Origin of the sequence: Amycolatopsis mediterranei, from assembly GCF_026017845.1 — a bacterium.
Lineage (GTDB): Bacteria > Actinomycetota > Actinomycetes > Mycobacteriales > Pseudonocardiaceae > Amycolatopsis > Amycolatopsis mediterranei.
This window is the reverse complement of sequence record NZ_CP100416.1, coordinates 9,465,152-9,491,848: the sequence shown is the minus strand read 5'-3', so window position 1 is coordinate 9,491,848 and position 26,697 is coordinate 9,465,152. Positions and strand designations below refer to the sequence as shown.

Sequence of the window (26,697 nt, the reverse complement as noted above, 5' to 3'; positions counted from 1 at the left end):
GAATCTATGAGCCAATTCGGGTTTCACGACCCCTCAGATCGGACGGAGGGCGAATTTTGCGTCAATCTGACCGGTGTCATCGATCAGTCGGCGAAGTATCTGCTCAGCAGCTCCCCGTGACAGAACATCGTGCTCCCGCTGGTTGCTGTAGCTGCGCAGGCAGCCATAGCACGAAGTCTCGGGCCCGCAGTCGCAGAGGCTAACACGTCGAAGGGCGGCGTTGAAAACACTTTCGAGGCGTTGCTCGATCATGAGGACATGGCCTGCTCCGCCGGGCACGGCGTCGAAAAGGACGATCTCCCAGCGATCGATCCCAGTCGGAGTGAGTGAGCCGCCTATGTCGTCGCGACCAATCTCGAGCGTTTCGCATGCAGCTTCGACGATCGCGTAGAGCACTGAGTGCCATGCGTCCTGGTTGCCGACGAATCCAGCGACCCGGAGATCCAGCGTCAGGAGGTCTGTTTCGTAGGAGTGAGCGAGATCGAGCGGGTGCTGGGGCCCGTTGCAGTCGATGTCTCGGAGGAGATGCTTGTGCGCCGGACCTTTTTGCGGGCTGGCGACGCGAGCGGAACCGTGACCGCACCAGTCGCAGATCCAGAACCCACGGCCTCCTGGCCCGTCGGCAACAGCGATCAGCCGTCCCCGGGGACCGACTCGAACATTCGCGGATCCGCCCGGGAGCCGGAGCTGTCGGGTCTTGCCCTCGGGCGGATGCTTAAGGATGTGAGTAGCCCCGCTCCACGAGCGCATTGGCGGCCGCGGTCCAGGGTTCTTCGGCTCCTTGTCAGCGACAAATCCGAACTCGGGAATCGTGAGCTTCCGGGGGGTCGCCTCTGCGGCAGCTCCGCAGTAGGAGCAGGTCGTGTCGACATCCGCGACCGCTTGTCGGAATCCGCCGCATCGTTTGCAGACGTAGTAGTTGAACTCTTCGAGATCTCGGCCAGGAAGTCGGTAGATTCCGCGTGATGTCCAGAGTTTTCCTCCGGCGACAAGGGTAGCGTCGGGTGCGTACTCATGGATGGCGGCTGAAAGGTCGCGAGTCAGGTCGAGGCTCGACCCGAGATGCTTGCCTAGGCCGAACGCAGTTCGAAGCTCGACGCTGTCGGTGGGGAAGCCGTACTTGGGAAGGACGTTGTGGTTGGCCAAGAAGCCGAGCAAGTCTCGTCGACGTAGCGTGTTGCCGACTTGCTGGTATCGCTCGGCCAATTGGAAATTCTTGGCTTCCGCTGCCTCATCACGCAGGTGTTCGAGTTCCGACACGTCCGCAGCGAGCTCACGGCGGACGTCCTCCAGAAGATCAATGAGGTGCGACGCCCAGATCCCGCTCTCGACGCCGAGCTCATGCGCGATCTGCGCTGGCAGGATCCGCATCAGGGACTTGGTGATCTCAGTTGGCACTGGGGAGAGAAATCCCTTGATCAAACTGACCGTGGGCGCACTCTCGTCAGGCAAAAAGAATCCGCCAGCAGTGCGCTCGATCTTGTTCGTCGACGCGAAGTACCAGCGGAAGAATTCGGCCAGCGCCACCGAGTGTGCGTGCCGACGATTGATCCGGGCGTTGACGAGCGGTACGTATGGTGCTCGAATCACACCGGACATCATCACCTCCGGTTCGGCAAAATGCGTCAGGTCATGGCTACGTCGATTCGCATATGTCACCACGAGCGCAGCTGACCCGGAGCGTCGGCCTGCTCGGCCAGCCCGCTGGATGTAGTTGGCGGTGTTCGGCGGCATGTTCCTCAGCATCACTGCCTGAAGCTCGCCTACGTCGACACCGAGCTCGAACGTCGTCGAGCATGACAGTGCGTTGACGCGGCCGCGGATAAAGTCTTGCTGGATGGAAGCCGCCTCGACGTTCGACCACTGCGCGGTGTGTTCTTTTGCGGACAGCGGCACGGCGTTCATCGACCTGTAGATCGATCGATAGTGGTCGATATCGTCGTCCAGATCTAGTGGAACGAACGGCGCCAGCGTGCCGTCACAGCTCAATGCCGGGCAGACGCCACGCACGGTGAATGGGGAAATGCGCCGGCAGGTGGTGCACTGATGGACTGGATTTCGTTCGGAAACCCACACTAGTCTCAGCAACTCGTGGTCTACCTGGTAGGCGATGCCCAGCGCATGTTCCGTCGATGACCGAAGCCAGTCCACCGGCGAATTCGGATTGGTTAAGAACGCCCAAATGCCCTTCAAGAGAGCGATCGCGTCGGTGTCCACGTTCAAGGCTGTGAGAACTCGGCGGGTGTAGTCAACGCGACGGTTGGTTCCTTTCCCCGGCAGCCAGGACAAAACCTTGCGAACTGATTCAGGTCCAGACAGGCGGGCGCGGATCGGCCCGAGGCGAGGTGCGAATATTTCGTGGTTGGGCGGTACGTCCTCGGGCATGCTGACCGCGCCCTGTTGACGGAGTGTTCGGACGAGTTCCTGCAGGAAGGCCCATGCCTCACCGGGCCCAAGACCAAGATCCAGTAGGGGCTTCGGGACTTGCCAAGACCTGTCGCGGTACAGGGCGATGCTTGCCAAGCCAAGCCCCTCTAGCGACTGACGGTCGTCGGTGGCGAGGACCTCAGCCATGACCCATGGTGCGACTTGGCGGAGTTCCTGCTGGGCGGTCAGTCGACCAGGGAAGACTCGGGTGCGCTTGGCTGCCTTCCTCGTTTCGAAACTCAGGTCCTCGATGCCGACCGGTTCTTCATCTGCGCCGGAAGCAATCAATCCCTGCGAGATCAACCGCCGGCGCTGGAGGCGCAGGTAGGAGTCTTCGAGGTAGGGGGCGAAGTAGGCGGCCGCCTGGCGACTGTCGCTGAACGCGAGCAGCTTGCGCCCCTCGCCCGGGAGATCCGCTTCCCTTGGGTCCGATCCCGGTGGAAGGCATTGATAAAGCGACGTTGTGATTACGGCTCCGCTGGCGTCCGCGCCAGTCTCGAAGATACGTACGGTGCCAGCACCCCGTGCTCCGCAGACGAGGCAGCCGGCGATTTCGTCACCTTTTTGATTGAGGCGCCGCACCGGCCTTAGGTCGCTGGCTCTACAGCTTCGGTCAGCGCAAGCGGTAGCGCGCGAGTCGTTGAGCGAACCGCATTTGGCGCAGAGTTTGGCGTTGTTTCCCGTGACCCCTCTACCCTCGTCAGCTACTGCTTCTTCGTCTTCGTCGATCAGCTCAGGCTGATCACCGAGTACGAGCCATGTGCCCTTTTCGGTGGCCTTGCGAGGACGGAGGCGGATGACGCCGTCGACGATCTCCGATGAGCCCACGATGTGCACGGCGCCGCATCGCTTGCAGGACCCCAGCTCGAATACTCGGGTGTCGCATTCAGGACACAGGTCGTGACGCGCGAGATGCACGTGAGGGCCATTGGGGCTCAGGCAGGTGAAGGCGCCCTCAGTCGCGCGCAGGAACAGGTGATATCGAGCGGAAAGAACTGCGGTGCCGTCCTGGTTCCTGAGGCTGCTCGCGACTTTGACCGCGGCGGCGAGCCCGGCAGGCCCGTGCGGATCTTTGCCGAATACAGCTTCTACAACCGAATCGAACCTCTTCGGACCGCTGGCCAGCGTCGACCGGAGCGTTGCGAGAGCCTGTTCGTGGCTCAGCGCGATAGTGGCACCCGCACCGGGGCTCGAAGAGAATCCAGCTTTGCTCGCGAGCGCGCCGATAGCCGCATCGTGGTCTGGCTCGTCGAGGAGCCGGATGTAGTCGGCTGCCGTGAGCGGTCCCCAATATGGGCCTTCCGGAGCTGGGAGCCGCTCGGCGGTGATCAAGTCTTGCCTCGACGGGTCGCCGTCGACCGACTCAAATGGTTGGTCGAACAGGCTGGACGCGAACTTGGTCACTGTTGACGGCTCGGAATCGCCGCCGACGGTCGCGGATGTCGCGATGCATTGAAGGGCGGAACCCGGAGCGACTCGGTCTCGGACGCGGCGCAGAAGCATCGCGATCTCGGCGCCCTGCGTACCGTCGTAGACGTGCGCTTCGTCGACAACGATGAAGCGCCATGTAGAGGTGCCCCCGGAGCCGAACAGCTGCAGGTCGCTCGGGCGCAGGAGCAGGTACTCCAACATCGCATAGTTCGTCAGCAGCAAGTGTGGCGGCGTCGCTCGCATCTCTGTACGGCTCAAGAGTTCGTTCGGGAGGATCGGCTCACCGATGTTCAGCTCGCCGAAGCGCTCGCGAGCTTTGACCGGGTCGTGCTCGGTGTCGCCGGTATAGCGCCCGAACGTGATTGCCGGGTAGGTAGCCAGGAGCTGGCGCAGACGTTTCAGCTGGTCATTGGCCAGGGCGTTCATCGGGTAGAGCAGCAGCGCGCGGACGCCTGGGCCTAAGGTTCCCTCTGCGTCTTCCCGCACGAGCCGATCCAGGATGGGGAGCAGGAACGATTCCGTCTTGCCCGAACCCGTTCCCGTTGCGACGACCACATTGCGCCCAGCTGCAACCTTGCGGATGGCGCGCTCCTGATGCACGTAGAGCGGTCGATCCATTGGCATCGCGTTGCTGGCGAGCCGCGTGAAGCCGGATGCGAGAACGCCCTCGTCGATCAGCTCGTGAGCCGTGGCTCCGGGAGCATACGGCGGGGTCGCCTCGAGATAGGGGCCCTTGTCGAGGAGACTAGTTGTGTCGATCGCCCGCCGTAGCGCTGCGTCGAGCAGCGGGTCTCGGACTGCCAGAAGTGACTGCAGATAGCGTCGGTATGTCGCCTTGATCTGTGCTGATGTTGCGACGGCGTCGATGCTTCGTGTCATTTGGCTACCTCAGAGTTCCGGGCGGAGATGCTGGCGACGAGCAATTCGGCAAGGATCAGGTCAGTTGCCACTAGCTGGGGTACGACCTCGCCTAGGTCGCTCCACCAGCGCCGTTGCCGCTCAAGCCAACTTGAAGCAACTCCGTGGCCCCGGGCGGCGTGCCGCGCGGCGAGCGCGCATCCCAAGGACAGGGACGGCACCACGCGCCATCCCGAGATCGCCGTGGCGTGGCGGCGTGCGTCGAAGGCAGCCGTGGTGGTCGGGTCATTGATTATCCGAAGCAGCCGAGTCATCTCTTCGTAGATTTTTCGCGAGTTGGCGATGAGCCAATGCAGCCGTGGGTCCTTGCGTTCCCTCACCAGGTCCATCGTTCCGATCACACGGGAGTCGCCGCTGAGCAAGCCGTGCGGCACAAGTCCTGCTTGACGCACGAACGCTTCTCGCATGGCCGAGGCTTCGTCGTACAGATCGGCTGCCGCGTCCAGCCGTCCCGCGGTAGCGACTGGATCTTTGCCTGCGAGGATCTCGGTCACCTGAGCGCCGCACACGGTGGCTGCCGCGTCGATTTCTTCTCGAGACCACCCTGCGTCGGCGGCTGAGAGCAAGGCGGCAGGCAGTGCACCACGGACCGACCACTCGGGAGCCCGGTCGTCATGCGCCGCGATGAGGTTTGCCCGCACCAAGCCGGATTCGATGAGCAGAGACGAGATTGATGACCCCGGCGCTTTCGACGCGGTGAGCGAGAGAAGGGCGTCGCGAGGGGAGGAGTAGACGGCCGCATCGATGGCTCTGCTGACGGCTGTCACGCGATCACCTAGGGCGAGGGCGCCGATGAGTCCGCGTACCGACCACAGTCGGCTGAAGTCAGTGATGCGTTCAGGGAACGGGCGCACGCCGGCGAGGTATGCCGAAAGGGCGTTCTCCTCCGGATCGTCCTCCGCGAGCCAACCGTCAGCGTCGACGAACGAAGCTGTTCCTCGTGCTGGCCAGTCCGGCACGGACTCCGGCACCCACGCGTCGTCAATCCGGACGGTGACGATCACCGGGCCCGCGTCGCACAGCCAGCGGGGAAGTGCAGCCCGGCCGTGGACGACGGGAAGAGCCTCGGCCTCGCGCCACGGGGCACGCAAGGAGTAGACGAGTGCCATGAGACCGTCGAACTCGACGGATTGGCTCAGGATCAGGGTTCCTTCATGGGCGGTGATCTCGCGATAGAGCCGCTTCGGTCGGATTACCGCGACCTGCAGTGCACCGTCCGCACTGAGACACAGCCGGACGTGTGGGTGGGCGGCGATCGTGTCTGCGAGCTGGGCGAGATTGAACCGGTAGACACCGTTACGACCGACGCTTGGAGCGAGGGTTTGAAGCAGCCCGGTCGTTCCTAGCACGTGCAGCGTCGGGTCGGCCGAGACGCCGACATTCACAATGAATGTACCGGGAGATTCGCGGATATCCTCGCCGAATAGCGTCACCGGCCGGATGGACGCCATCGACGCGCCAGCTTTCGATTCATAGGCGACCGACATATGTGGCGGTGTGAGCTGAACGCGACATGCAGTAGTGCCCGCCGACAGTAGGACCGTGGCACCACGTTGCCGCTCGCCTAGGTCGGTTCGTGACCTGCTTACGGTTAGGTCAGGCGGTGCATCGACGGTGACCGCCACCGGTTGTAACCCCGCTGCGGTGAGTCGACGCCAGCTCGGGTCGAACTTGACGGACAGGCCCTCAGCGATGGCGAGCGTACGGGTAACGCCCCGGCCCCATGGGCCTCGAACACGCACGGTGAAAGTTCCCAACAGCGGCCGCGGCAGCCGAGCCCAGATCTCGTTCGGGTTCCAGCTGTCGTCCTCGGTGCTCCACTGTGCGAGCGTCTCGCCGTCGCAGTCGCGGATGTCAACTCGCCAACCAGCGTGTCGGAGATCGTCCGGCAACTCGATCGACGGGACGTCGGCGTACACTGGCATTCCCGTTGTCGTGCGGACGCCGAGCGTCAACTCCATCGCTGCGACCCGAGCCCCAGTGTGGTTGCGAACAGTGTGGACGGCGTCGGATCCAGCGAGCCGGACACTCTGGGCGCGAGCGAGATCGACCAGCAGCAGGCACCAACCGGACCAGCCCGGGGAGAGAGGACTTTCCGAGAGTCTGGATAAGTCACCGGTGACTTCGAGCTTGTCCGGTTCATCGCCCGGGAACAGGACCCACACGAGCCCCGCTGGGAGGGGGCGGACAGGAGACAGGCGGGCGCCATCTTCCCCGAAGAAAATTGCCGGGTCGTTGTCATCAACGACGGAAAGGTTCGCCTGGAGATGCTCCTTCCCCAACAGCGCTGCCGTCGCCAATCGAACGGGCTTTGGAATGACGACATCGGTCTGTGGTGCCGGTTCGTTCGCGCCAGGCCACAGAGCTTTCGTCGCAACACGCTGAACGTCTGCGTCAAGCCCGACGTTCCAGACCGCGGTTCCGTCGGGCGCATCACCGACTGGTGGCAGTCTCAGGAGGACGCCACGGCCGAACGGGTCGATCACGAGGTGGGGCTGCACCTCAGGTACCTTCGTTGGCACACTGACGTCCGCAGGTGCAATCTCTCCGCGTTCGTTGAGTTCGAGGGCCTTGAGGCGGAATCTTTCGGGCAGTTGCACATCGAGGCCGTCGCCGCCGGCCGATACTGCATCAAGCAGATCGAAAACTCGATCAGTGACATCGGCTGCGAACTCGCCGCCGTAGCGCAGGAAACGTTCGACAGGCTTGTCCACGTTGTGGAGGTGACGATCCGTCGCCCGCGAGGCGACCCATGCCAGCAACTCCGCCGCTGTCAACCCCGGCGACGCCGTCCGACGATCGGTGACCAGCCGGAAGTAGTTCTCCAGACAGTTGGTCGGAACACCGCAGTGCAACAGCATCCGGCCCACGTATCGTTGCCCCGCTTCATCGCCTTGTGCGACGAAAGTCGGCATCCCAAGTCGCTCGAGGTTGCGCAAGAACGCTCCACCCCATTCAGGGTTGAACGCTTGGCCAATGTCGCGATCGAGGAACGATCTAAGGTGCGGCCAAAGACCTGCGTGGTCATATCGTTCGGCAGCGACGAACGCGGTGGTCACGACATGCACGGCCGGCCACCGTCGTAGGAGCCGCTGTCGGTCTGCCCCGTCCAGGCCCGAGTACCGACCGCCGATCAGCTCCAGCGCTGTCGCGCAGTCGCGCGAGGAGATCGAGTCAAGCGCCTCGGCGACCAGCGACACGAGGCTCAGCCGTCGTCGCCAGTTGAGGTCAAGATCGGATAGGTACTCCTGCGCGGACCTTGTGCCGCCTGCGCTAACGCCCGTCATGCCAGTCCCCAGCCGGTCTTGCCGTGTGGTACCAGTCATGGTTACGGACCTGCTCGACAGGCTCGCGAGATTGGTACTGCGGCATCGACGCATCACTGTGACCGCTCGGCGTCGGGGCGGCGTCGGCGCGGACCACTCCGCCTGTTGTCATCAACGCGTCTCCCTAGCTCGTCCGACCTATGTCACAGTCGGTGACCCGCCGATCGAGTTTGTCTCAGTGCGGTTCTAGTTGCGTCCGCCGGAGGGGTCACGGTGAACAACGTCCGTGCGCCGGTCAGCGTTACCATTAGTTGCCGAATCGCTGTCATATGGTCACCGGTGGTGGGTCGAACTGCCTGAGCCGATACGGCGCAGCCGACGACGTCCTTGACCGTGGCGACGGCTTGCCGGCTGGCGTAGTACTACCTCCGGGGCGAGGTGACAGTTGGACTGTGGATTTGGGAGCGTCGAGACTCACCTACATCGGCAGGCGGGTCAGCCTTGGCCGTTGCACTGGTGACGTCGCGCCCAAGGAGGCGTTTTGGACGGTGTCCGAAGCGACAACGACGTGATCACGGCTGCGGCAAGTCGCAGCCTGTAGCCCCGCGAGTGATCTGCTAGCGCTGGCCCGATGTTCGTGTTGACGCCCCTGGCTCTGCGGTATGAGTGACGATTCCGGCGTCAGGCGCCGTCCTCGGCGGGAGCCCCGTCGGCCTGCCGGCATGACGTCAGGTCATTCCGACGTGGAGTGACCAACTGCTACCACGTGCGCGGGGTGCGGTCGCTGGACCATCCGGCTCGGATGATCGAGACGAGCGTCCGTGAGCGTGCTGTGCTGATGCAAGGTTCTTGCGGAGGGTCTCTGCGGAGGTGGGTCGCTGGTGGGCGGTCCAGTGGCGGGCGGTTTCTTGCCAGGTGCGATCAACCAGGTCGTCGTTGGACGTGATGGCCACCGGTCGGCTGCCGATATCGCTGGCCGGTCCTTCGTTCGGCCTGGTCGCGACGGTGTCGAAGGCGGCTTTAGGGTCGGCGGCGCAGCGGCGGGCCGGGTCATCGGACATCACTTGCCTCGGTGGTCACCGTGGTGCGGGGCGCCTGGGTGTCGCGCATGGTGACCTCGCGTTCGAGGAGCCGCGTACGCACGGTGTCGGCGGTGACGTGCATGCGGTTGCCGATGCGGGCAAGTGACCAGCCTTGGCAGTAGAGGTGCTCGGCGTCGTCACTCTAGTCGTCGGTGAGGCCGCGCCTCCTTCGTCGTCGCGGTGAAGGGTGGTGAGCCAACCGAGGACGGTGCGGCGCCACGGAGCTTCCACCCGCATGGCCCCGGAGCATGGGAGGCCGTCTTGACCGATGACAACGCCGACCAGGTTCGTGTACTCCCGGGCGTTGGCTCGTGCGCCGGCCCGTCCCCAGTTACTCCTTTCGTGTCAATGCCCAGCATCAAGGCCTATCGGGATCAATGCGTCATTCCGGCGACGACTCTCCCCGTCATGTCGGTATCCAGGTAGGTTCGGACCCATGGCGGACCCGCACCTCACCCTGCCGGAACGATCCGCGCTGCTCGCGCTGATGACCCTGATCCGCGAGGCGTCGAATGCCAACCTCACCGACGAACTGGGCATCAAGATCAAAAAAGAGGAGAGGCAACACCTGATCGAATTGGGCTACATCAAGGCGTGGCAGACCGGTCGATACCGGGCATGGGTGCACGAACTGACCGACGAGGGTTGGCGGCGCTGCGGTGACGAACTGGGCAGCCCCACCCCGAAGGGCGCACCAAAAGCCACCCGGCTGCAATACTCGCTGACCCGCCGGTTCGCCGCTTTCATGGCACGATCCGACCTGCGTATCGCGGACATCTTTGTCCTCGACGACGAGTCGACCCCGGCCGTTGACATGACGGACCGAATCCGCGCCGCGTACACCGAATTGGCTACCGCCCCTAGTGCCGGTGTCAGCCTGACTCGGCTGCGGCGCGCCTTCGCCGACGTGGCGCGTTCCGACCTGGACGCCGCCCTTCTGCGGCTAGCCCTGGAACCGTCAGTGCGGCTCAATCCTGAGTTCAATCAGAAAACCCTCACCCCGGCCGACCGGGCCGCCGCGCTGCGCACCGGCGGAGAGGACGTGCACCTGCTGTCCATTGAACAGTCATGAAGGCGATCGAACGCGACGCACTGACGGAACTGGCCAAGACCAACTGGGCGCCCACCAGGGAAAGCGTGTGGACGGAGCCCGAAGCGCACGTCGACGGTCTCAACGATCGGGCGTTGCGGACGGTCATGGCTGGCTTCGCTGACGCCAAGGCTAGTGACGCGGAGAGCCCGATCGGCGTGGTCGTCACCGGACGGCCCGGTTCGGGCAAGACCCATCTCGTCGCCACCGTGCGGAAGCGAGTCAGCGCGGCAGGCGGCTACTTCTTCGCCCTTGAACTACGGCACGAACGATCTTTCTGGCAGAAGGTCGTGCTCGACGTGCTCAGCGGTCTGCTCCAGTTCGGCAGTGACGGTTTGGAACAGGGGGTCATCCTGCGGCGGGAGCTGTCCCGGAAACTCAATTTGCCCGAATCCTTGCATCGGCAACTCGTGGGACTGGACAAACCAACCCGGGCCGGACTTGATGACATGGTAGGGGCGCTGGATCAGGTTGATCGGCGGCTCGCATTCGAATGCGGGCACACCCTGCGAGCCTTGGCGTTGCTGGCCAGCGATTCGGTGACGACCAGGGAGGTCGGCATCGCCTACCTTTCGTCGGAAAGCGAAGCGGTAGTTGGCGAACGAGCCGAATGGGGCCTTCGCGCCAATGCTAGGACATCGCACGAAATGGTCGGTGAACTGTTCAAGTTGATCGCGCTCACCGGGCCAAGTGTGATCGCGCTGGATCAAATCGATACCCTGATCAAACAGTCGGAACGAGGAGCCGACAGCGCCACATCTGAAGCCGCGTCCGACGCTACTTCGGACTCGATGGGATTGCCCAGGCGGCGGCTGTTTGAGGATGTCGGCAGCGGCCTCATGGAGTTGCGCGAAGCCACCCGCCGGTCACTGGTTCTGGTAGCCTGTATGGACTTGGTCTGGCAGGGCATCCGGGACTATGCGCCGGGCTCTGTCGAGCAACGGTTCCGCCGTGCCGAGCAATTGGACACCATCCCGGTGGCGGCGGTCGGGCAGGCGCTCATAGAAAGACGGTTCGCGCTCAAATTCGAAAAGGTCGGCTTCGTTCCGCCCTATCCGAGTTGGCCAATAAGGTTGGAGGCGTTCGCCGACGCAGTCCGGTTCACCGCTCGCGGCCTCATTCGCCGGGTCGACACCCACGTCCAGGTGTGTCTGGACGCGAATGAGGTCACCGAACTGAGCAGCCTCGCCGAGTCGAGCCGCGCTGACGCAGCCGCGCCGCGACCGGGGCCTGCAATAGTTCCGGTCGATCATGGCGCACTCACCGAGATAGACCGACAGCTGGCGGCCCTGGTGAACGATGTCAACATGATCGCGGAGATCGACAAGGCGCTCGACCCGTACCAGGAGGATCAGCGCATACCGGACCTCTTGTGTCCCGCCTTGAATCGGTGGGTTGCCGAACAGGGCGAAGAACGCTTCCAGTACGAGGTGCCTACGGAAACGATGGCCGCCGGCAATCCTGCCCTGCACGCCGAACTGCGACGGACCTTGGACGAGAGCACCGAGGACAAGATTTATTGGTCGTTTCGGGCGATCGCATGGAGTGACGGGCGAGCAGTGATCAACCGGATTGACCGAGTCCTGAATACCACCGGCCTGGACGTGGTGGCGCCGAAACGTAAAGTCTACCTATTGCGCACCGGCGATTGGTCGAACGGTCGCAAGACCCGACAGAAGGTCCAGGAATTCGAAACGGCGGGCGGAGTCGTGATCCGACTGCCAAGGGAGACATTGGAGATCGACTTCCGCACGTTCGCGGCATTGGAGCGACTAGCTGCGACCCAGCCACCGGCCCAGTTCAACGCATGGTTGCTCAGTCGCCGCCCGGCCAGCCACACCGCCTTGCTGCGCGAGGTGTTCGGCGACCCGCCGGATGACGCGGAGCCACCGGGTCCCGAACCCGAACCGACCCCTGAGCCGCAACCGTCCGATGTGTCCTGGCCGATGGCCGACCCGGACACCACCAACCCTGCCACGGCCATATCAGGTGGGGTGACGGTGGACCCGGTGACACTGCACGTTGGCGACCGGATGGACACCGGCGCGGCGGTGACGATCGCGTTGGAATCGTTGCGGAAGCACACGGCGATTTTTGCCGGGTCTGGGTCGGGTAAGACGGTGTTGATCCGCCGGTTGGTCGAGGAATGTGCGCTGCGTGGCGTGTCCGCGATCGTGCTCGACCCCAACAACGATCTGGCCCGGCTCGGCGACTCGTGGCCGCAGCCACCGGATGCCTGGGGGCCCAACGACGCGGTCCGCGCCGACGACTACCTTCGCAACACCGACGTCGTGCTATGGACGCCCCGTCGGGAAACGGGCCGGCCGTTGACGTTCCGTCCGCTGCCCGACTTCGCCGCGGTCGCCGACGACCCGGACGAGTTCCGCCAGGCCATCGACACGGCTGTCGCAGCGCTCGCACCACGCGCCCGCGCCGACGGCGCAACCGCGAAGGCCGAGCGGTCCCGCGCCGTTCTCAACCAGGCGTTGCAGTACTTCGCGTACGAGGCCGGCGGCGGGCTCAGCCATTTCTTGGACCTGCTCGGTGACCTGCCCGATGACGTAACACCACTGGCCAAAGCACATGAAATGGCCGCGGACATGGCGCAAACACTACGCGCGGCCATGATCAACGATCCGTTGTTCGGCGGCGTTGGCGAGCCGGTGGACCCGGGCGTGCTGCTCACCCCGGCGGCTGGCAAACGCGCCCGGATCTCGGTGATCAGCCTGATTGGCTTGCCCGCTGAGGAACAACGGCAGAGCTTCGTCAACCAACTCCAGATGGCCCTGTTCGCCTGGATCAAGCAGCATCCCGCCGGCGACCGGCCACTCGGCGGGCTGCTGGTCATGGATGAGGCGCAGACCATCGCTCCGTCCGGTTCGCTGACCGCAAGCACGTACAGCACCCTTGCGTTGGCCTCGCAGGCCCGCAAGTACGGGCTCGGCCTGGTGTTCGCCACGCAGGCGCCACGCGGTATCCACAACCGGATTTCCGGCAACGCCGCCACACAGTTCTTCGGCTTCCTCAACAGCCCGCCGCAGGTCGCTGCAGCCAAGGAAATGGCAGCCGCGAAATCCAGTTCAGTGCCGGACATCTCCCGGTTGAGCGCAGGCCAGTTCTACGCCGTCGCCGAGGGTTTGGCGTTCCAGAAGATCCGCACCCCAATCTGCCTGAGCTACCACCCGCCGAGCCCGCTGACCGTCGAAGAAGTCATCGCCCGCGCTCGGCAGGACTGACGCCTGTGCAAGGAGTGGACTCGCCGTGGAGAAGGTGATCGAGAGCCTGGTCAAGGGCTTCCAGCAGGACCAGGACCTGACCGAACTACAGGAGTCCGAGGCATTCGAGGCGTTCGCCGCCTATTGCGTGCTCAGTTCGTACTACAACGACCCCTTCAACCCGGACGCGTACCGTACCGGCGGCGGCAACGATCTCGGCATCGACGCGTACGCGGTCCTGATCGACGGGGACCTGTATCGGGACCCAACGGAAGTGCGGGCGGCGATGAGCCGCAAGCGGCCGCAGGTGCAGGTGGTGATCATCCAGGCCAAAACCAGCAGTAAGTTCGAGACCAAGGTGATCTCGGATCTCGCGGAGAATCTTGGTCACCTGTGTGGGTCCGGCGGGATCCCGTACGTTGTATCCGCCGACGTGGCCAGCCTGCGAGGCTGCTTGGACGTCGTGTTCGAGAACTCAGCCCGGTTGGCCGGTCAACTGCCGCAACTGCACGTCCGTTATGTGACCACCGGCGATCAGATCTCGGATATGATCAACCGCAAGGCGCGGTCGGCCGAGAAGCATTTGGACAAGCTCAACCGATTCGATACGACCGACGTGCGCTGCGTGAACTGGCGGGAGTTGCGTGCGCTGTACCAGCAGGCGACCAGCACCGTCCGGGTCACCTTGCCGGTGCCGAAACAGTTCGCCGTGCCGGCGGCTCCCGGCGTTGAACAGTCGTTCGTCGGGCTGATCGCCGCGCCGGAGCTGGTCTGCATCATATTGGATGACGGCTCGGGAAAGCTGCGTGAGAACCTGTTCGAGAGCAACGTGCGCGCCTTCCAGGGCTACAACAGGGTCAACAGCGGTATTCGGGACACCCTGCGGGATCCGGACAAACGGCAGAGGTTCGCCGTGATGAACAACGGCGTCACCATCGTGACACGGAAACTGGACCGTGTCGGCGACGATTTCGTGTTGGACGATTTCCAGATCGTGAACGGCTGTCAGACCTGTCACGTGCTGTTCCACGAGCGTGATCAGCTCACCGATCAAGTTTTCGTCAGTGTCCACATCGTTCACTCAGTGGACGAGGATGTGATCCAGGGTATTGTGGCCGCAACCAACCAGCAGACCCCTGTCAGCGACGAGGACCTGGCTGCGAGGGAGGACTTCCACAAGGAGCTGGAGGACTTTTTCACCCTCGGCTGGGATAAGCCACACCAGTTGTTCTATGAACGTCGCGCGAAACAGTACAGCGAACGCAAGGACGTGGAGAAGACCCGGGTCATCAGCCGCGCCCAACTCAGCCGCGCGTACCTGGCCATGTTCCTGAACGAATCATCCCGCGTAGGCCACTATCAGGAGCTGATCAAGGCACGCGGTACTGAACTGTTCGTCACTGGCCAGCCGGCGATCCTTTACTACACGGCCGCGGCAACCTGGTACCGATTGGAGTGGATGATCCGGAACCAGCGTATCAATCGCGGCTACCGGCCCGCCCAATATCACTTGATGGCGATGATCCGGCAGAAGCTGGTTGGTTCGGTGAAACTGCCGCCCAATGGTAGAGCTGCGCAGAAGGAGTGCGACAAAATTCTGAAGGTAATCTGGAATGCGGAAGCTGCGGAAAAGCTAGTCGTCCGCGAGTTGCTGCCGGTGATCCAGCGGGCCATCGACGCCGAACGGGCCGCCGGGGTGCCGTTGGGGGAGGCGGTGCGTAACGAGCGGTTTGCCGAGCTGGTCCGTAGGGAGCTGACGGACAGCACCGGTCGCTAAGGGCGCGGTGCGACCAGCCTGAGGTGCCGGTGCGACTTTGGCACCGGGGTCGGGCGTGTTCGGCGCCGCTAGCGCTAGCGACCGTGGCGCGTGCCCTGTTGTACAACGACCTCGGGCGCGCGCCCGGTATCTCGGCTGGCACGCGGTGCGCCTACGGCGGTGCTGCGCAAGGGCCAGTGGCCTGGTCGCCGCGATCGGCTTGCTCGGCACGGTGGGGGCCGCCCGCCGCGACGCACCTGCAGGTCAGCGAGACGAGGTGCCGATCAGGCTGGAATCCTGGCCCAAGTCAGGTGATCACCGATCTGGCCTTGATCTCGAGCGGTGAGTAGCCCAGACGAGTGACTGCCAATGCCGCTCGATGCTGTGGTGGCCGCTGATGATGGGCAGCGTGAGTGACGATTCTCGGGTCGAGCGCCGTCGGCGGGACTACGTGGTCGACCAGATCGAAACCGTGCCGATGACTGCCGAGCAGTACGAGCAGGCGGTCAGTGCGTTGGCAACCTTGATTGTCGAATGGGCGACGAGCCGCCGCCGGGACAACAGCATGACACCCGGGACGGGATCCGGTCATTCCGACGGTGATTGACCAGCCGTCACCATTGTGGCGTTTCGGTCGCCGGACCGTTCCGCTCGGACGATCGAGACGAGCGTCCGCGAGCGGGCCGTGCTGATGCGCAGGTTCTTGCGGAGGGCCTCGGCTGAGATGGGGCGCTGATGGGTAGCCCAGTGTCGGGCGTCTTCATGCCGGGCGCGGTCAATCAGATCGTCGTCGGGCGCGATGGCCACCGGACTGCTGGCGGCATCACCGGCAGGTCCTTCGCTGTGTCTGGTGATGGCGGTCGGCGTGGCCGCCGCCGTGTCGGTGTTTGTGATGGTGACGTCCGTGTCCGTATCGGTGCCGCCGACGTTCGCGTGGGTTGTCTCCTTCGACTGGCGGCTGATGGTGCTGATGGCCTGCAGCAGGCTTGGTCCGACTTCGGCCCAGCCGATAAGCAGGAGGGGCCGACGGCGTCGAACGCGGCCCTGCCGTAGGCGCCGGTGAGGAGTGGGTCGGCGATGTTGAGGGCGAGGGTGGTGAGGCTGGCGAAGGTGAGCAGTCGGCGGGCTGGCCGGAGTTGTTCTGGTGTGGCGTCGTGCAGGGCGAGGTGCCGCGTGCCGAGGAGCCGGCCGAGGACGGACAGGTCGACCGCGGGTGCGACCAGCGGTGCGACCCAAGCGGGGACGCCGAGTCGGAGGGCGAGGTTGAGGACGTTGCCGAAGCCGAAGAGGAAGGTGAGGCCGACGACGGTGCCCATGATCACGGTGACGGCCTGCACGACGGGGGGCAGTGTCTGGACCTGGTCGGGTCGACGGCTCGACGATGGATCGGGTCATCGAGATTCACCTGCCTCGGTGCGCGTCTCGGTCGGGGGGCGTCCCTGGGCGTCGCGCATGGCGACGCCGCGTTCGAGGAGCCGTGCGCGGACGGTGTCGGCGGTGACGTCCATGTGGTTGCCGATGCGGGCGAGTGACCAACCTTGCTGGTAGAGGCGCTCGGCGTCGTCAATCTGGTCGTCGGTGAGGCCGCGCCGCCGCATGGGTACGTCGTGGCGGTGAAGGATGGCGCTGACGGTGCGGCGCTCGATGCCGAACTCGTCGGCGAGCTGGTAGACGGTCGAGCCGGCCTGGTAGCTGGCAATGAGCTGCTGGGTCTGGGCGTCTTCGAGCCGGTAGCGGTGGTTACTTTCGGTACCTCCTGCTGACTCTGGGTGCCGAGGAGTAGGTGGCTGGATCGTCAGCTCTGGCCCGTCGACCAGGAGCAAAGAGTTCGGGTTGTGCCACGTCAGGCCCACCGAGGTATTTTGGACACACGAAGCCGAATCGAGTCGGTTTCGTTATCAGGGTCTGATCAGGAACCGTACAGCAGAGGCTTGTCAGGCCAAACGTGAGATGGGCGCCATCGCCCTCGGGTCAGACCCTGACGCTCGCAGTCGGCTGCGGCATGTCGCCTCCGTGACAGAGTTGGTCGGGTTGGCGGCGTTCTCGCCTGGGATACCGCAAGCGTTGACGCCACAACAGCTGTCGACTGCGACAAGGCTGACCGGTCCCGGGCTGGGTGGTCCCATCACACGGAACCCATATTTGCTATTGCTCGATACCACCGCCCATGTGGTCTACCACTCAGACCTGCCAGGCCGGGTATGTACACCGACTCTCGATCATGCTCGTGTCGCATAGGCAGGGGACGGAATCGGGGAGGGAACGAACGCGGTTGGCCCACCTCGCGAGTTGCGGCGGGTGGTATCACCCGTTCGCGGAGTTGGTTACGGCGGTGGCATGGGTGCCCAGACGTCAGTCGATACGTAAAGCCAGCTCATGGCGCGGTTTGTGTAGCAGAAACGTAGGCTTTGACGATACTACCTGCGTGGCGCACGGTCGTTGCGCGCTGAGCGAGCAGCGCCGACGTCACAGTGTTGTGTGAGGTCGCATCGGCACACCGTCCGCTGGAGGATGCCGCTGAGCGTCCACCACGGGCCTGAGCAGTGGTCACCGATCCGACTGGCCGCGGCCCTGAGGCGACCCGTGTTCCCAGCCCGACCTCAATCGGGCGATTTGCTTGTCAACGTTGCGGACCTGGGTCGAGTCGGCGCCGAAGGCTTCAGCCAGCAGTGGACGGACCGCTTCCAGTTCGGTCAGCGCTTCGTCGGGATGTCCGGCGGCGCCGAGCATCTGAGCTATGACGAAACGCGATTCAAGGACCTTCGCCACCGCGTCCTCGTCCGCTGATGTCTTGGCATTCAGCACGTAGAACCGCAATTGGGGGAGCGCTTTGTCCGGCTTGCCGATTTCAGCGTATGCGTGGCCCGCGTGATACGCGCAGTCCAGGACGTACGGGTCGGCGAACGGTAGATGCTCGCGGTAGTCTCGCCCGACGACGTCGAAGAGCGAAGCAGCGCGCGTGTACTCCCCGGCGTAGAACAACGCCGCGGCCAGGTAATGGCGTAGCCGAAGTGTCAGTGCTGGATCGTGGCGTGCACGTTCAACGCCGTCCTCGAGCAGATTAATCGCCTCAGCCGGCCGGTCGTTGTCCAGCAGCACCTGCACGTTGGCCGTGAGCTGCTCGAACTCGGTGTCCGTTAGCTTGTCCCGGCCGCCAGCAAGCCTTTCACGCCTGGCCGGGGCCAACAACGGCCGACGGAACGGCGAGGTCGGGTCTCGATTTTCGCCTTCCACGGACGTGTCGCTTGGCGCCGACGCCAGGGGCATGAGTGCGTCGTACACCGCCTCGGCAGAGGGTCGCCGTTGTGCGTCCTTGGCCAGCATCGAGGTCACCAGCGTATCGACAGCTACCGGGATGTCGGTCCGCCGAGCGCGCACTGACGGCACCGCTGACAGCTGGTGACGGGCACGCAGCGGCATGTCGGTCGTCGCATGGAACGGTACGTCCCCGACCAACAGCTCGTAGAACAAGCAACCGAGTGAGTAAATGTCGGACGCGGACGTCACTGCCTGCCCGAGCCACTGCTCCGGCGACATATAGGCGGGTGTACCAACGGTTCGGTCTACCTGCGTCAGTCGTGGCAATGCTCCTGCTCCACGCAGGATCGCGATGCCAAAGTCAAGCACCTTGACCAGGCCGCCATCGACGATCATCACGTTGGCCGGCTTGATATCGCGGTGGACTATGTCAACTCGGTGTACGTCGGCCAGTACCGCGGCGATCTGTGTCGCGATCGCTGCCGCCCAGGCGAGACTCGGTGGCGATGTCGTGTAATCGGTGTGATCGAGCGTTGCTTCCAACGTCGAGCCGCGTAGCAGCTGCATGACCAGCCACAGCTGAGTGCTTCCATCCGGGGCGGTCTCGACGCCGGTGTCATAGACGGCCGGTGTGCCGGGGTGTTCCAGTTGGGCGGTGGTGCGGATCTCGCGCAGGAAACGCTTGCGATCACGATTGAGAGTGTCGAGGATTTCGACTGCCTCGGGGCTGTTCGGTGCGACCGGGACAGACCCTGGAGAGGGTGGCCGCAGCAGCTTGATCGCCACCCGTCGATCAAGACGTTCGTCGTAGCCGTGGAAGACTTCGCTCATGCCGCCGCGGCCAAGCGAACCGTCCACTCGGTAGCGTCCGGCAAGCAGGGGTCTTTCGACTGGCGGTGCTGCCTCGTCGTTAACCATGGTGGATTCAGTACGGCTACTCCGCCCATCGGTCGGAGCGCTGTTGGGCTTGGTGTCCTCGCCGGACGACCCCAGCGCTGCCTGCCTGACAGCGGTCGGTTCGTCGGCGAACGCAGCCTGCACTGGTTTCGCGTCGTCGAACATTGCATCGCCCGGCTGACGTGTGATGGTCAGCGCCCTCAACAGGCCCGGGCCGACTTCCGCCCAGCCGATCAGCAGCAACGGTCCCACGGCATCGAACGCAGCCTTGCCGTACTCGCCAGCCACGATCGGGTCGGCCACGTTCAGTGCCAAAGTGACCGCACTGGCGAAGAACAGCAAGCGGCGAGCTGGTCGCAGTTGTCGCGGTGTCGCCACGGCCAGGGCCAGTTGTCGGATGCCGAGGAGGAGCCCGAGGACCGAGAGGTCGACAGCGGGTGCGACGAGGGGAGCGACCCAGGTGGGCACGTCGAGGCGGAGGGCGAGGTTGAGGACGTTGCCGAAGCCGAAGAGGAAGGTGAGGCCGACGACGGTGCCCATGAGCACGGTGACGGCTTGAACGACGGTAGTGCTGTTCGAGCCTGATCGGGGTGGCAGTGTGGTTGCTGGCCGGGTCATCGTGGGGTGCCTGCTTCGATGCGCGGACGCCCGTGGGTGTCACGCATGGTGACGCCGTGTTCGAGGAGGCGTTTGCGTACGGTGTCGGCCGTGACGTCCATCTGGGTGCCGATTCGGGCGAGTGACCAGCCGAGGTTGTAGAGGTGGATCGCGTCGTTGACCTGTTCAGGGGAGAGTCCGCGGCGGCGCATCGGCACATCGTGTCGGCGGAGGATTGTGCTGACCGTTCGCCGTTCGATGCTGAACCGGTCACCGAGCTCGTACACCGTCGCGCCGGACTGGTAGTCGGCGATCAGTTGCTCGATTTGATCGGCACGGAGTTGCCGGGCCCGGCCGGGTCGGTCGCGCTTGATCAAGGTCGGCTCGGGTGTATCGAGGCGGGGGAGCTTCTCGCGGAGCTCTTCCAGGGCTTTGACCTGGTCTTTTATGTTCGAGTAAGGTCCCCTAACCTCCACAGCAGGTCAAAGGCCGTCCACTTTGGAGTGGACGGCCTTTTCGTTGCCCTGATAGCGGCAAAGTACAGCAGTGGCGCTACTCGTCCAGACGCTTGAGCGCGTCCCGCAGGATCGACGGTGACGGTCACGCCCTCGCTGCCCGGATTGCCCGAACCGCCCGGGAACCGCAGCCGGCGGCTCCCTACGGGATTCCCTGGATGGCCAGCCCCACTCCGAAACCGAGCAACAGCACGCCGGTGCTGTATTCGATTCCTGAACGCACCTTGGGCCGACGCAACACCGCGCCGATCCGGTCGACCGTGAACACGTACAGGCTGAACCAGGTCAGGTACAGCGCCGCGAACACTCCACAATAAGTCAGGGCCTTGCCCAGCACCGGCCCGTCCGTGGGCAGGAACTGCGGCAGGAACGTCAGGAAGAACACCGCGAGCTTCGGGTTGAGCGCGTTGGTCAGGAACCCCTTGCGCAGGCAGCGCAACGGCTTCCGGTCGGTCGGCTCGCCCGTCGGCTGGCTGGCCGCCGCCTTGCGGGCGATGCGGACCGTCTGTACACCCATCCACACCAGGTAGATCGCGCCGACGATCTTCAGCACGGTGAACGCGATCGGGGACGCCACCAGGATCGCGGTCAGCCCGAGCGACGCCGCCGCGGCGTGCACCGACAGGCCGGTGGCGCCGCCCAATGTGGTCATGAAGCCCGACCCCTTGCCGCGGACCAGGGCCTGACGGGTGATCAGGGCCTGGTCCGGGCCGGGGATGATGATGATCACTAGCGCGGCCGCGATGAACACCCACATGGCTACGCCGCCCGATCCGCGCCGGCGGTCGTCCGGACGACCGCGGCCAGCGCGCGCAGGACCACTGCCGGATTTTCCCGGAAGTAGAAGTGGTCACCGGGGAACTGCCGCACGGTGACCGCCTCCGTCACGTGCTCCTGCCACGCGCGCAGCTCGGCCTCGACGATTGAGTCGTCCCGGCCGCCGAACACGGTCAGCGGCACGGGCAACGGCTCCTCCGGACGCCACTCGTACGTCTCCAGCACCTGGTAGTCGGCCCGCAGGTACCGGGCGACCATCGCCTTCAGCTCCGGATCGGTGAGGATTTCACCGGGCAGGCCGCCGTGGCGCGCGGCCACCTCGGCGATCAGCTCGTCGTCGGGCAGGCCGTGCACCGGCGGCTCGGTCCGCCGGGTGGACGGCGCCGGGAAGCCGGAGACGATCAAGCGGTCCGGCAGCCGGCGCCCGGTGCGGCGCAGTTCGCGGACGACCTCGTAGGCGACCAGTGCGCCGAGGCTGTGGCCGAACACCGAGTACGGGGCCATGGTCGGCATGACGTCGACCACCGCGGCGACCACCTCGTCCATTGTGGACAAGACCGGTTCGGACAGCCGCGACCCGCGCCCGGGCAGCTGGACGGCGCTCAGCTCGACGGACGGCAGCTGGCGCGACCAGCGGACGAACTCCGCGGCCGACCCGCCGCCGTGCGGGAAGCAGAACAGCTTGGGCCGGCCGGGCCGCGCCTGGCCCTGGACGAACCACCGGCCGGTGAGGCGGGGTTTCACGAGCGTTCGCCTCCCACCGCTTCGACGGTCACCAGGTGCTCGACCACCGCGTCGATCGTCGGGTTGCTCAGCACCTCGATCGGCTGCACGGTCCGGCCGAGCACCACCGACAGGTCGGCGACGAGCACCAGCGTCATCGCCGAGTCGACCCCGAGCGACTCCCACGGCGCGCCCGGGTCGACCTCCTCGGTGCCGATGTCGAGGACGTCGGCGACGAACGTCGTCAGCCACGCCCGCAGGTCCTCCTCGTGCGCGTTCACGATGCGATCTCCGTAACGTCGGGAAGCAGCTCGGAAGCGCCGAGGATCTGCTCCAGGTAGCCGTCGAGGAGTTCGACGGTCGGGTATTCGAGCACCGTGGCGACCGCGATCGTGATGCCGAACGCCGAGGAGATGGTGGCGACCAGCCGGGCCGCGAGCAGCGAGTCGCCGCCGGCTTCCAGGAAGTCGTCACCGAGGTCGGCGTGGCTCAGGCCGAGCACGGTGCACCAGATCTCGACGAGCTTGCGCTGCCGGTCGGTGCGTGGCGGCTTGGCCGGCCGCCCGGCCGCCGACGCCCGGCCGCGCGCCTTGGCGAGCAGGGCGCGGTCGACCTTGCCGGTGCTGGTGAGCGGGAGCTCGTCGATGGCGTGGATCGTGCTGGGCACCATGTGCTTCGGCAGGTGCAGCCCGAGGAACGCGCGCAGCAGTTCGCCGTCGAAGCGGCGGCTCTCGTTCGGCGCTTGGCCGACGATCACGTCGAAGCCGACCGAGGCCATCCCGCTGCCCTCGGGGGTCAGCACGGCCGTGTCCGCGAACCCGGCCTCCGCCAGCTCGGCGCACCACGTGGCCGCGTCGAGCAGCGGGTGCGCCGACCGCAGGCCGGTGTCCTCGTAACCGTCGAAACCCTGCTGCAGCCCCATGGTCAGGTCGAACCAGTCGTGGAAAGCGGTCTGCTCGACCAGCAGCAGCAGCCCGCCCGGCGCCAGCACCGACCGCAGGTTGCCCACGGAGCGGCGGATCTGCTTGGCGTCGTGCAGCATGCTGCCGGCGATGACGAGGTCGAACGCCTTGCCGTCGAACCCCTGGATGTCGGCGGGCTTGTCGATGTCGAAGAGGTCGAAGCCGATGTTGGGGTAGTCCGCGTACTGTTCCCGCGCCCGCTCGGTGAAGTAGGTCGAGATGTCGGTGAACGTGTACTCGGCCCGTTCGGGCAGCAGCGGCACGACGTGCTTGGTCAAGGTGCCGTACCCCGCGCCGACCTCGAGGATCCGCAGCGGCTTGTCCTCGGGCCAGGCCGCGGTGACCCGCCGGATGGCTTCGGCGGCGGCGTGGTGCACCGGGCCGAACAGGTGCTCGTAGACGGCGGGGGTGCGGTCGTTCGCGTACAGCTCGGCGGAGTGCATGTTCTGGGTGAGCACACCGTCGACGTTCGCCGCGATGGTCATCAGCCAGCCGGTCAGGTCGCCCGGCACGCCCAGCTTGTCGCCGAGCACGCGGTGCGTGGCGGTGACCAGCTCGTCCGGGATGGCCGTCGGGAGCGAGCCCGGCAGCATGCCGCGCTCGGTCAGGTTGACGGCCGCGCGGTGCAGCCACCGCTCGTACCGCGCGGCCACGCCCGCGGAACGCAGCAGCGCCGGGACGTCGACGTCGTCGGTCACACCGAACGAGCTCAGGGCGACCGCGGCCGCGTGGGCGTACACGTCGTTCAGCTGCGCCCACGCCGCTTGCAGCTCCGCGGCCGACGGGCCGGGGGCCGGCAGCACGCCGTCGCACAGGGCGCGCCACGTCTGTGCCGACTCGGCCGGGTCGGCGATCTCCTTGCGGTACAAGGAGTCCGGCCCGTCCGTGGTGTCGCGACCCGGGATGACGTAACCGAGCAGCCGGGCGCCGGCGCCGTCGTCGTCCGCCTTGACCGCCACCGCGCGGTCGACGCCGGGGTGCTGACCGAGCACGGCTTCGATCTCACCGAGCTCGATCCGGTGCCCGCGGATCTTGACCTGCCCGTCCCGGCGGCCGAGGAACTCGATGATGCCGCCGGGCAGGTACCGGCCGTAGTCGCCGGTGCGGTAGAGCCGGACGCCGGTCGCCGGGTGCCGCAGGAAGCCGGCGTCGGTCTTCTCCGGGTCGCGCCAGTAACCGCGGGCCAGGCCGCTGCCCTCGATGTACAGCTCGCCCGGCACCCAGTCCGGGCAGGGCCGCAGCCCGGCGTCGAGCACGTGGAAGCGCTGGTTCCGCAGCGGGACGCCGTAGGGGATGCTGCGCGTGCCTTCGGGCACCTCGTCGACCTGGTGGTAGTTGGACCAGATCGACGCCTCGGTCGCGCCGCCCATGCTGATCACGGTGGCGTCCGGCCAGATGTCGTGGATGCGGCCGGGCAGGTCGACCGGGATCCAGTCGCCGCTGAGCATGACCAGCCGCAGGCCCTCGGGAACGTCGCCGACGGCTTCCACGTGGTCGACCAGCATCTGCATCTGCGCCGGCACGGAGTTCCACACGGTCACGCCGTGCTCGCTCATCAGCTCGGCCCAGTGCGCGGGCTCACCGGCCTGGTCCGGGTCGGGCAGCACGAGCGCCGCGCCCGTGCCCAGCGCGCCGAACAGGTCGTACACGGACAGGTCGAAGCTCAGCTCCGCCAGCCCGAACACCCGGTCGTCGGCGGTCACGCCGAACCGCTCGGTGATGTCGGCGACGGTGTTCAGCGCCGACCGGTGCTCGATCATCACGCCCTTGGGCCGCCCGGTCGAGCCGGAGGTGAACAGCACGTAGGCCAGGTCCGACGGCTCGGCCGTGCTCGACGGCGGGGTGTCAACGGCCGCCAGCTTGTCGATCGGCACCAGCGTGGTGGCGCAGCCCGTCCAGTCGAGCTGGTCGGCCAGCAGGGAGGTGGTGACGACCGTGGTCGCCTGGCCGTCGGTGAGGATCCCGTTGCGCCGCTGCGCCGGCAGCCTGGTGCCGGCCGGCAGGTACGCGGCCCCGGCGAGCAGGACGCCGTACGCGGCCGCGACCTGGTCGGGGCCCTTGTCCAGGCTGACGCCGACCAGCCGGTCGCGCATCGGGGAGCCGTCCCCCGAGCGCCGGATGGCGTCGGCGACCGCGCCGGCCCGGCCGGCCAGCTCGCGGTAGGTGACGGTGCCGGCGCTGGTGATGACGGCGGGGGCGTCCGGGCGCTCGGCGGCCGCGGTCAGGAACGGCTCGTGCAGCAGGCCGTCGGGCAGCGGGCCCGCGGTCCGGTTGACCTCGTCGCGCTCGGCGAGCTGGTACTGCGGCGGGGTGACCCGCAGTTCGCCGTCCCAGCAGGCGCTTTCGGCCGCGAGCCGTTCCACCAGGCCGGTGTAGGCGGCGAACATGTCGTCGAGCAGGTTCCCCGGGAACAGCTCCTCGACGACGTCCCAGGTCAGGTCGAGCGAGCCGGTGAAGTCGACGACCTGGTGGTCGAACCAGACCTGCGGGGTCTGGCTGATCCGGTAGGTGATGTCGCCGAAGAAGTCGCGCGGGCCGGTGACGTCGGCGACCGTGCCCAGGCCGCTGGTGAACACGACCGGCATGGTGCCGAACGCGGTGTCCAGCCCGAGCCGGCGGCGTTCCCGCAGCGTGTGCAGCGCGCTGACGTGCCGGTGCCGCAGGTCCTGCTGGAGCTGGCGCTGGGTGCGGCGCACGCGCTCTTCGAACGTGCCCTCGGCGGTGTCGACCTCCAGCAGGCAGATCGAGGTGAAGTCGCCGACCACCCGGCGCAGGTGCGGGTGCAGGATCCGGTGGCCTTCGCCGTCTTCGGCGAGCAGCAGCGGGAGCCGGTTGAACAGCGTCAGGTTCAGCGTGAACTTCAGCGTCCCGCTCCACGCGGCGAGCACCTCGGAGAACGCGGTCGCCAGCACGGTCGTCGGGGTCAGCCCGCGCTCCTCGGACCGGTCGCGCAGGCGCTTCCAGGCGTCCGGGTCGAGCTGGAACTCGCGGTGGGTGAACCGCGGCTTGTGCACCGCGACCGGCGACGCGGCCAGCGGCAGGTCGGGCGGCGGCGCGAGCGTGGCGGCGCGCGACGTCCAGTACTCGAGGGCCCGCCGGGTGCGCGGTGAGTCCGCGTTGCGCTCGAGCGCGAGCACGTAGTCCCGGAAGGACACGTCGATCGGCGGGAGCTCGTGCGCCGGGTTCTCGCAGAGCAGCTGCCATTCGCTGAACAGCACCGTGACGCTGGCCAGGTCCACCATCAGCAGGTCGAGGCTGATGTGCAGGCGGTCCGCGTCGGCCAGGCGGGTGATGCGCACGTCGAACAGCGGCCACTGCGCCGCGTCGTACACGCGGTGCGACATGTCGGCCCGGATCTCTTCGAGCTTGCTCTCCACCTCGGCCGCCGGCGCGTCCCGCAGGTCCACGACGTCGATCACGAACCGCGGCACCTCGGGCAGCATGCGCTGGTTGCCGTCGGTGCCGACCACCGCGCGCAGCATGGGGTGCCGGTCGATGAGCCGGTTCCACGCCGTGGTGAGCGTGCCGGGGTCCAGCCGCCGGCCTTCGAGCTCGAAGTAGGCGTGCGGCGCGACGTTGCCGAGCACGAAGTTCGGGCCCCGGCCGACCCAGTACGCGTACTGGATTTCGGTCAGCGGAAAGGGACTGTCGCTGTTGCCCTCGGCGGGTTCGCTCGTTTGTTGCGCGGCCATCCGGATCGCGTTCCTCTCCGTCTCCGACACAGGTCACTGCTGGTCAGCATGGTGTGCCCACGCAGTGGGAAGCACCTCCGGGTGTGCTATG

General features: G+C 65.9%; 14 protein-coding genes and 1 pseudogene. 5 read left to right on the top strand and 10 right to left on the bottom strand.

Going from position 1 to position 26,697, the window contains the following annotated elements; translation table 11 throughout:
* Positions 1-33: 33 nt before the first annotated feature.
* Positions 34-4,737, bottom strand: coding sequence for a DEAD/DEAH box helicase (locus ISP_RS42910; protein ID WP_013230035.1), 4,704 nt, complete (start codon positions 4,735-4,737; stop codon positions 34-36).
* Positions 4,734-7,835 (bottom strand): hypothetical protein, encoded by a 3,102-nt coding sequence (locus ISP_RS42905; RefSeq protein ID WP_235190562.1) that lies wholly within the window; start codon positions 7,833-7,835, stop codon positions 4,734-4,736. Before ISP_RS42905 ends, ISP_RS42910 begins: the two co-directional genes overlap by 4 nt.
* Before the next feature lie 1,143 nt (positions 7,836-8,978).
* Here ISP_RS42905 and ISP_RS42900 point away from each other — a divergent pair.
* The 5 genes from ISP_RS42900 to ISP_RS42880 all read left to right on the top strand — a co-directional run bounded on the left by ISP_RS42900 (position 8,979) and on the right by ISP_RS42880 (position 15,792).
* A complete protein-coding gene (locus ISP_RS42900) occupies positions 8,979-9,230 on the top strand; it encodes a hypothetical protein (RefSeq protein ID WP_161790926.1) in 252 nt (83 codons plus the stop codon).
* Positions 9,231-9,560: 330 nt separating this feature from the next.
* Positions 9,561-10,196 (top strand): hypothetical protein, encoded by a 636-nt coding sequence (locus tag ISP_RS42895; RefSeq protein WP_013230033.1) that lies wholly within the window; start codon positions 9,561-9,563, stop codon positions 10,194-10,196.
* Positions 10,193-13,450, top strand: a complete 3,258-nt coding sequence (locus ISP_RS42890; RefSeq protein WP_013230032.1) for an ATP-binding protein — start codon at positions 10,193-10,195, stop codon at positions 13,448-13,450. Before ISP_RS42895 ends, ISP_RS42890 begins: the two co-directional genes overlap by 4 nt.
* A 25-nt stretch (positions 13,451-13,475) precedes the next feature.
* Positions 13,476-15,206, top strand: coding sequence for an AIPR family protein (locus ISP_RS42885; RefSeq protein WP_013230031.1), 1,731 nt, complete (start codon positions 13,476-13,478; stop codon positions 15,204-15,206).
* 379 nt (positions 15,207-15,585) lie between these two features.
* Positions 15,586-15,792 carry a hypothetical protein gene (locus ISP_RS42880; RefSeq protein WP_230468990.1) on the top strand — a complete coding sequence of 69 codons (207 nt, stop codon included), beginning with the start codon at positions 15,586-15,588 and terminating at the stop codon, positions 15,790-15,792.
* On the opposite strand, the pseudogene ISP_RS48455 reads toward ISP_RS42880, so the two are convergent.
* The 8 genes and pseudogenes from ISP_RS48455 to ISP_RS42845 form a co-directional block, all read right to left on the bottom strand.
* A pseudogene (locus tag ISP_RS48455) lies at positions 15,774-16,501 on the bottom strand (hypothetical protein). The gene ISP_RS42880 and the pseudogene ISP_RS48455 overlap by 19 nt on opposite strands.
* Before the next feature lie 75 nt (positions 16,502-16,576).
* Positions 16,577-17,038: a helix-turn-helix domain-containing protein gene (locus ISP_RS42875; protein ID WP_014467767.1), complete on the bottom strand. Its 462-nt coding sequence runs from the start codon at positions 17,036-17,038 to the stop codon at positions 16,577-16,579.
* A 694-nt stretch (positions 17,039-17,732) separates the two neighbouring features.
* On the bottom strand, positions 17,733-19,880 hold the full coding sequence (locus tag ISP_RS42870) for a serine/threonine-protein kinase (RefSeq protein WP_230468613.1): 2,148 nt from the start codon (positions 19,878-19,880) through the stop codon (positions 17,733-17,735).
* A 74-nt stretch (positions 19,881-19,954) separates the two neighbouring features.
* Positions 19,955-20,314, bottom strand: a complete 360-nt coding sequence (locus tag ISP_RS42865) for a hypothetical protein (RefSeq protein ID WP_013230027.1) — start codon at positions 20,312-20,314, stop codon at positions 19,955-19,957.
* A 280-nt stretch (positions 20,315-20,594) separates the two neighbouring features.
* Positions 20,595-21,209, bottom strand: coding sequence for a LysE family translocator (locus tag ISP_RS42860; protein ID WP_013230026.1), 615 nt, complete (start codon positions 21,207-21,209; stop codon positions 20,595-20,597).
* Between the two features lie 2 nt (positions 21,210-21,211).
* Positions 21,212-21,973 (bottom strand): thioesterase II family protein, encoded by a 762-nt coding sequence (locus ISP_RS42855; RefSeq protein WP_013230025.1) that lies wholly within the window; start codon positions 21,971-21,973, stop codon positions 21,212-21,214.
* Positions 21,970-22,233 carry an acyl carrier protein gene (locus tag ISP_RS42850; protein WP_013230024.1) on the bottom strand — a complete coding sequence of 88 codons (264 nt, stop codon included), beginning with the start codon at positions 22,231-22,233 and terminating at the stop codon, positions 21,970-21,972. Before ISP_RS42850 ends, ISP_RS42855 begins: the two co-directional genes overlap by 4 nt.
* Complete coding sequence (locus ISP_RS42845) at positions 22,230-26,606, bottom strand: non-ribosomal peptide synthetase (protein WP_013230023.1); 4,377 nt, start codon at positions 26,604-26,606, stop codon at positions 22,230-22,232. Before ISP_RS42845 ends, ISP_RS42850 begins: the two co-directional genes overlap by 4 nt.
* Between the last annotated feature and the right edge of the window lie 91 nt (positions 26,607-26,697).

Bases quoted from the DNA above. Each gene is read 5' to 3' on its own strand.
- ISP_RS42845 (WP_013230023.1), bottom strand. From the start codon at position 26,606: ATGGCCGCGCAACAAACGAGCGAACCCGCCGAGGGCAACAGCGACAGT.
- ISP_RS42880 (WP_230468990.1), top strand. From the start codon at position 15,586: ATGGGCAGCGTGAGTGACGATTCTCGGGTCGAGCGCCGTCGGCGGGAC.
- ISP_RS42870 (WP_230468613.1), bottom strand. From the start codon at position 19,880: ATGGGCACCGTCGTCGGCCTCACCTTCCTCTTCGGCTTCGGCAACGTC.
- ISP_RS42910 (WP_013230035.1), bottom strand. From the start codon at position 4,737: ATGACACGAAGCATCGACGCCGTCGCAACATCAGCACAGATCAAGGCG.
- ISP_RS42890 (WP_013230032.1), top strand. From the start codon at position 10,193: ATGAAGGCGATCGAACGCGACGCACTGACGGAACTGGCCAAGACCAAC.
- ISP_RS42860 (WP_013230026.1), bottom strand. From the start codon at position 21,209: ATGTGGGTGTTCATCGCGGCCGCGCTAGTGATCATCATCATCCCCGGC.
- ISP_RS42895 (WP_013230033.1), top strand. From the start codon at position 9,561: ATGGCGGACCCGCACCTCACCCTGCCGGAACGATCCGCGCTGCTCGCG.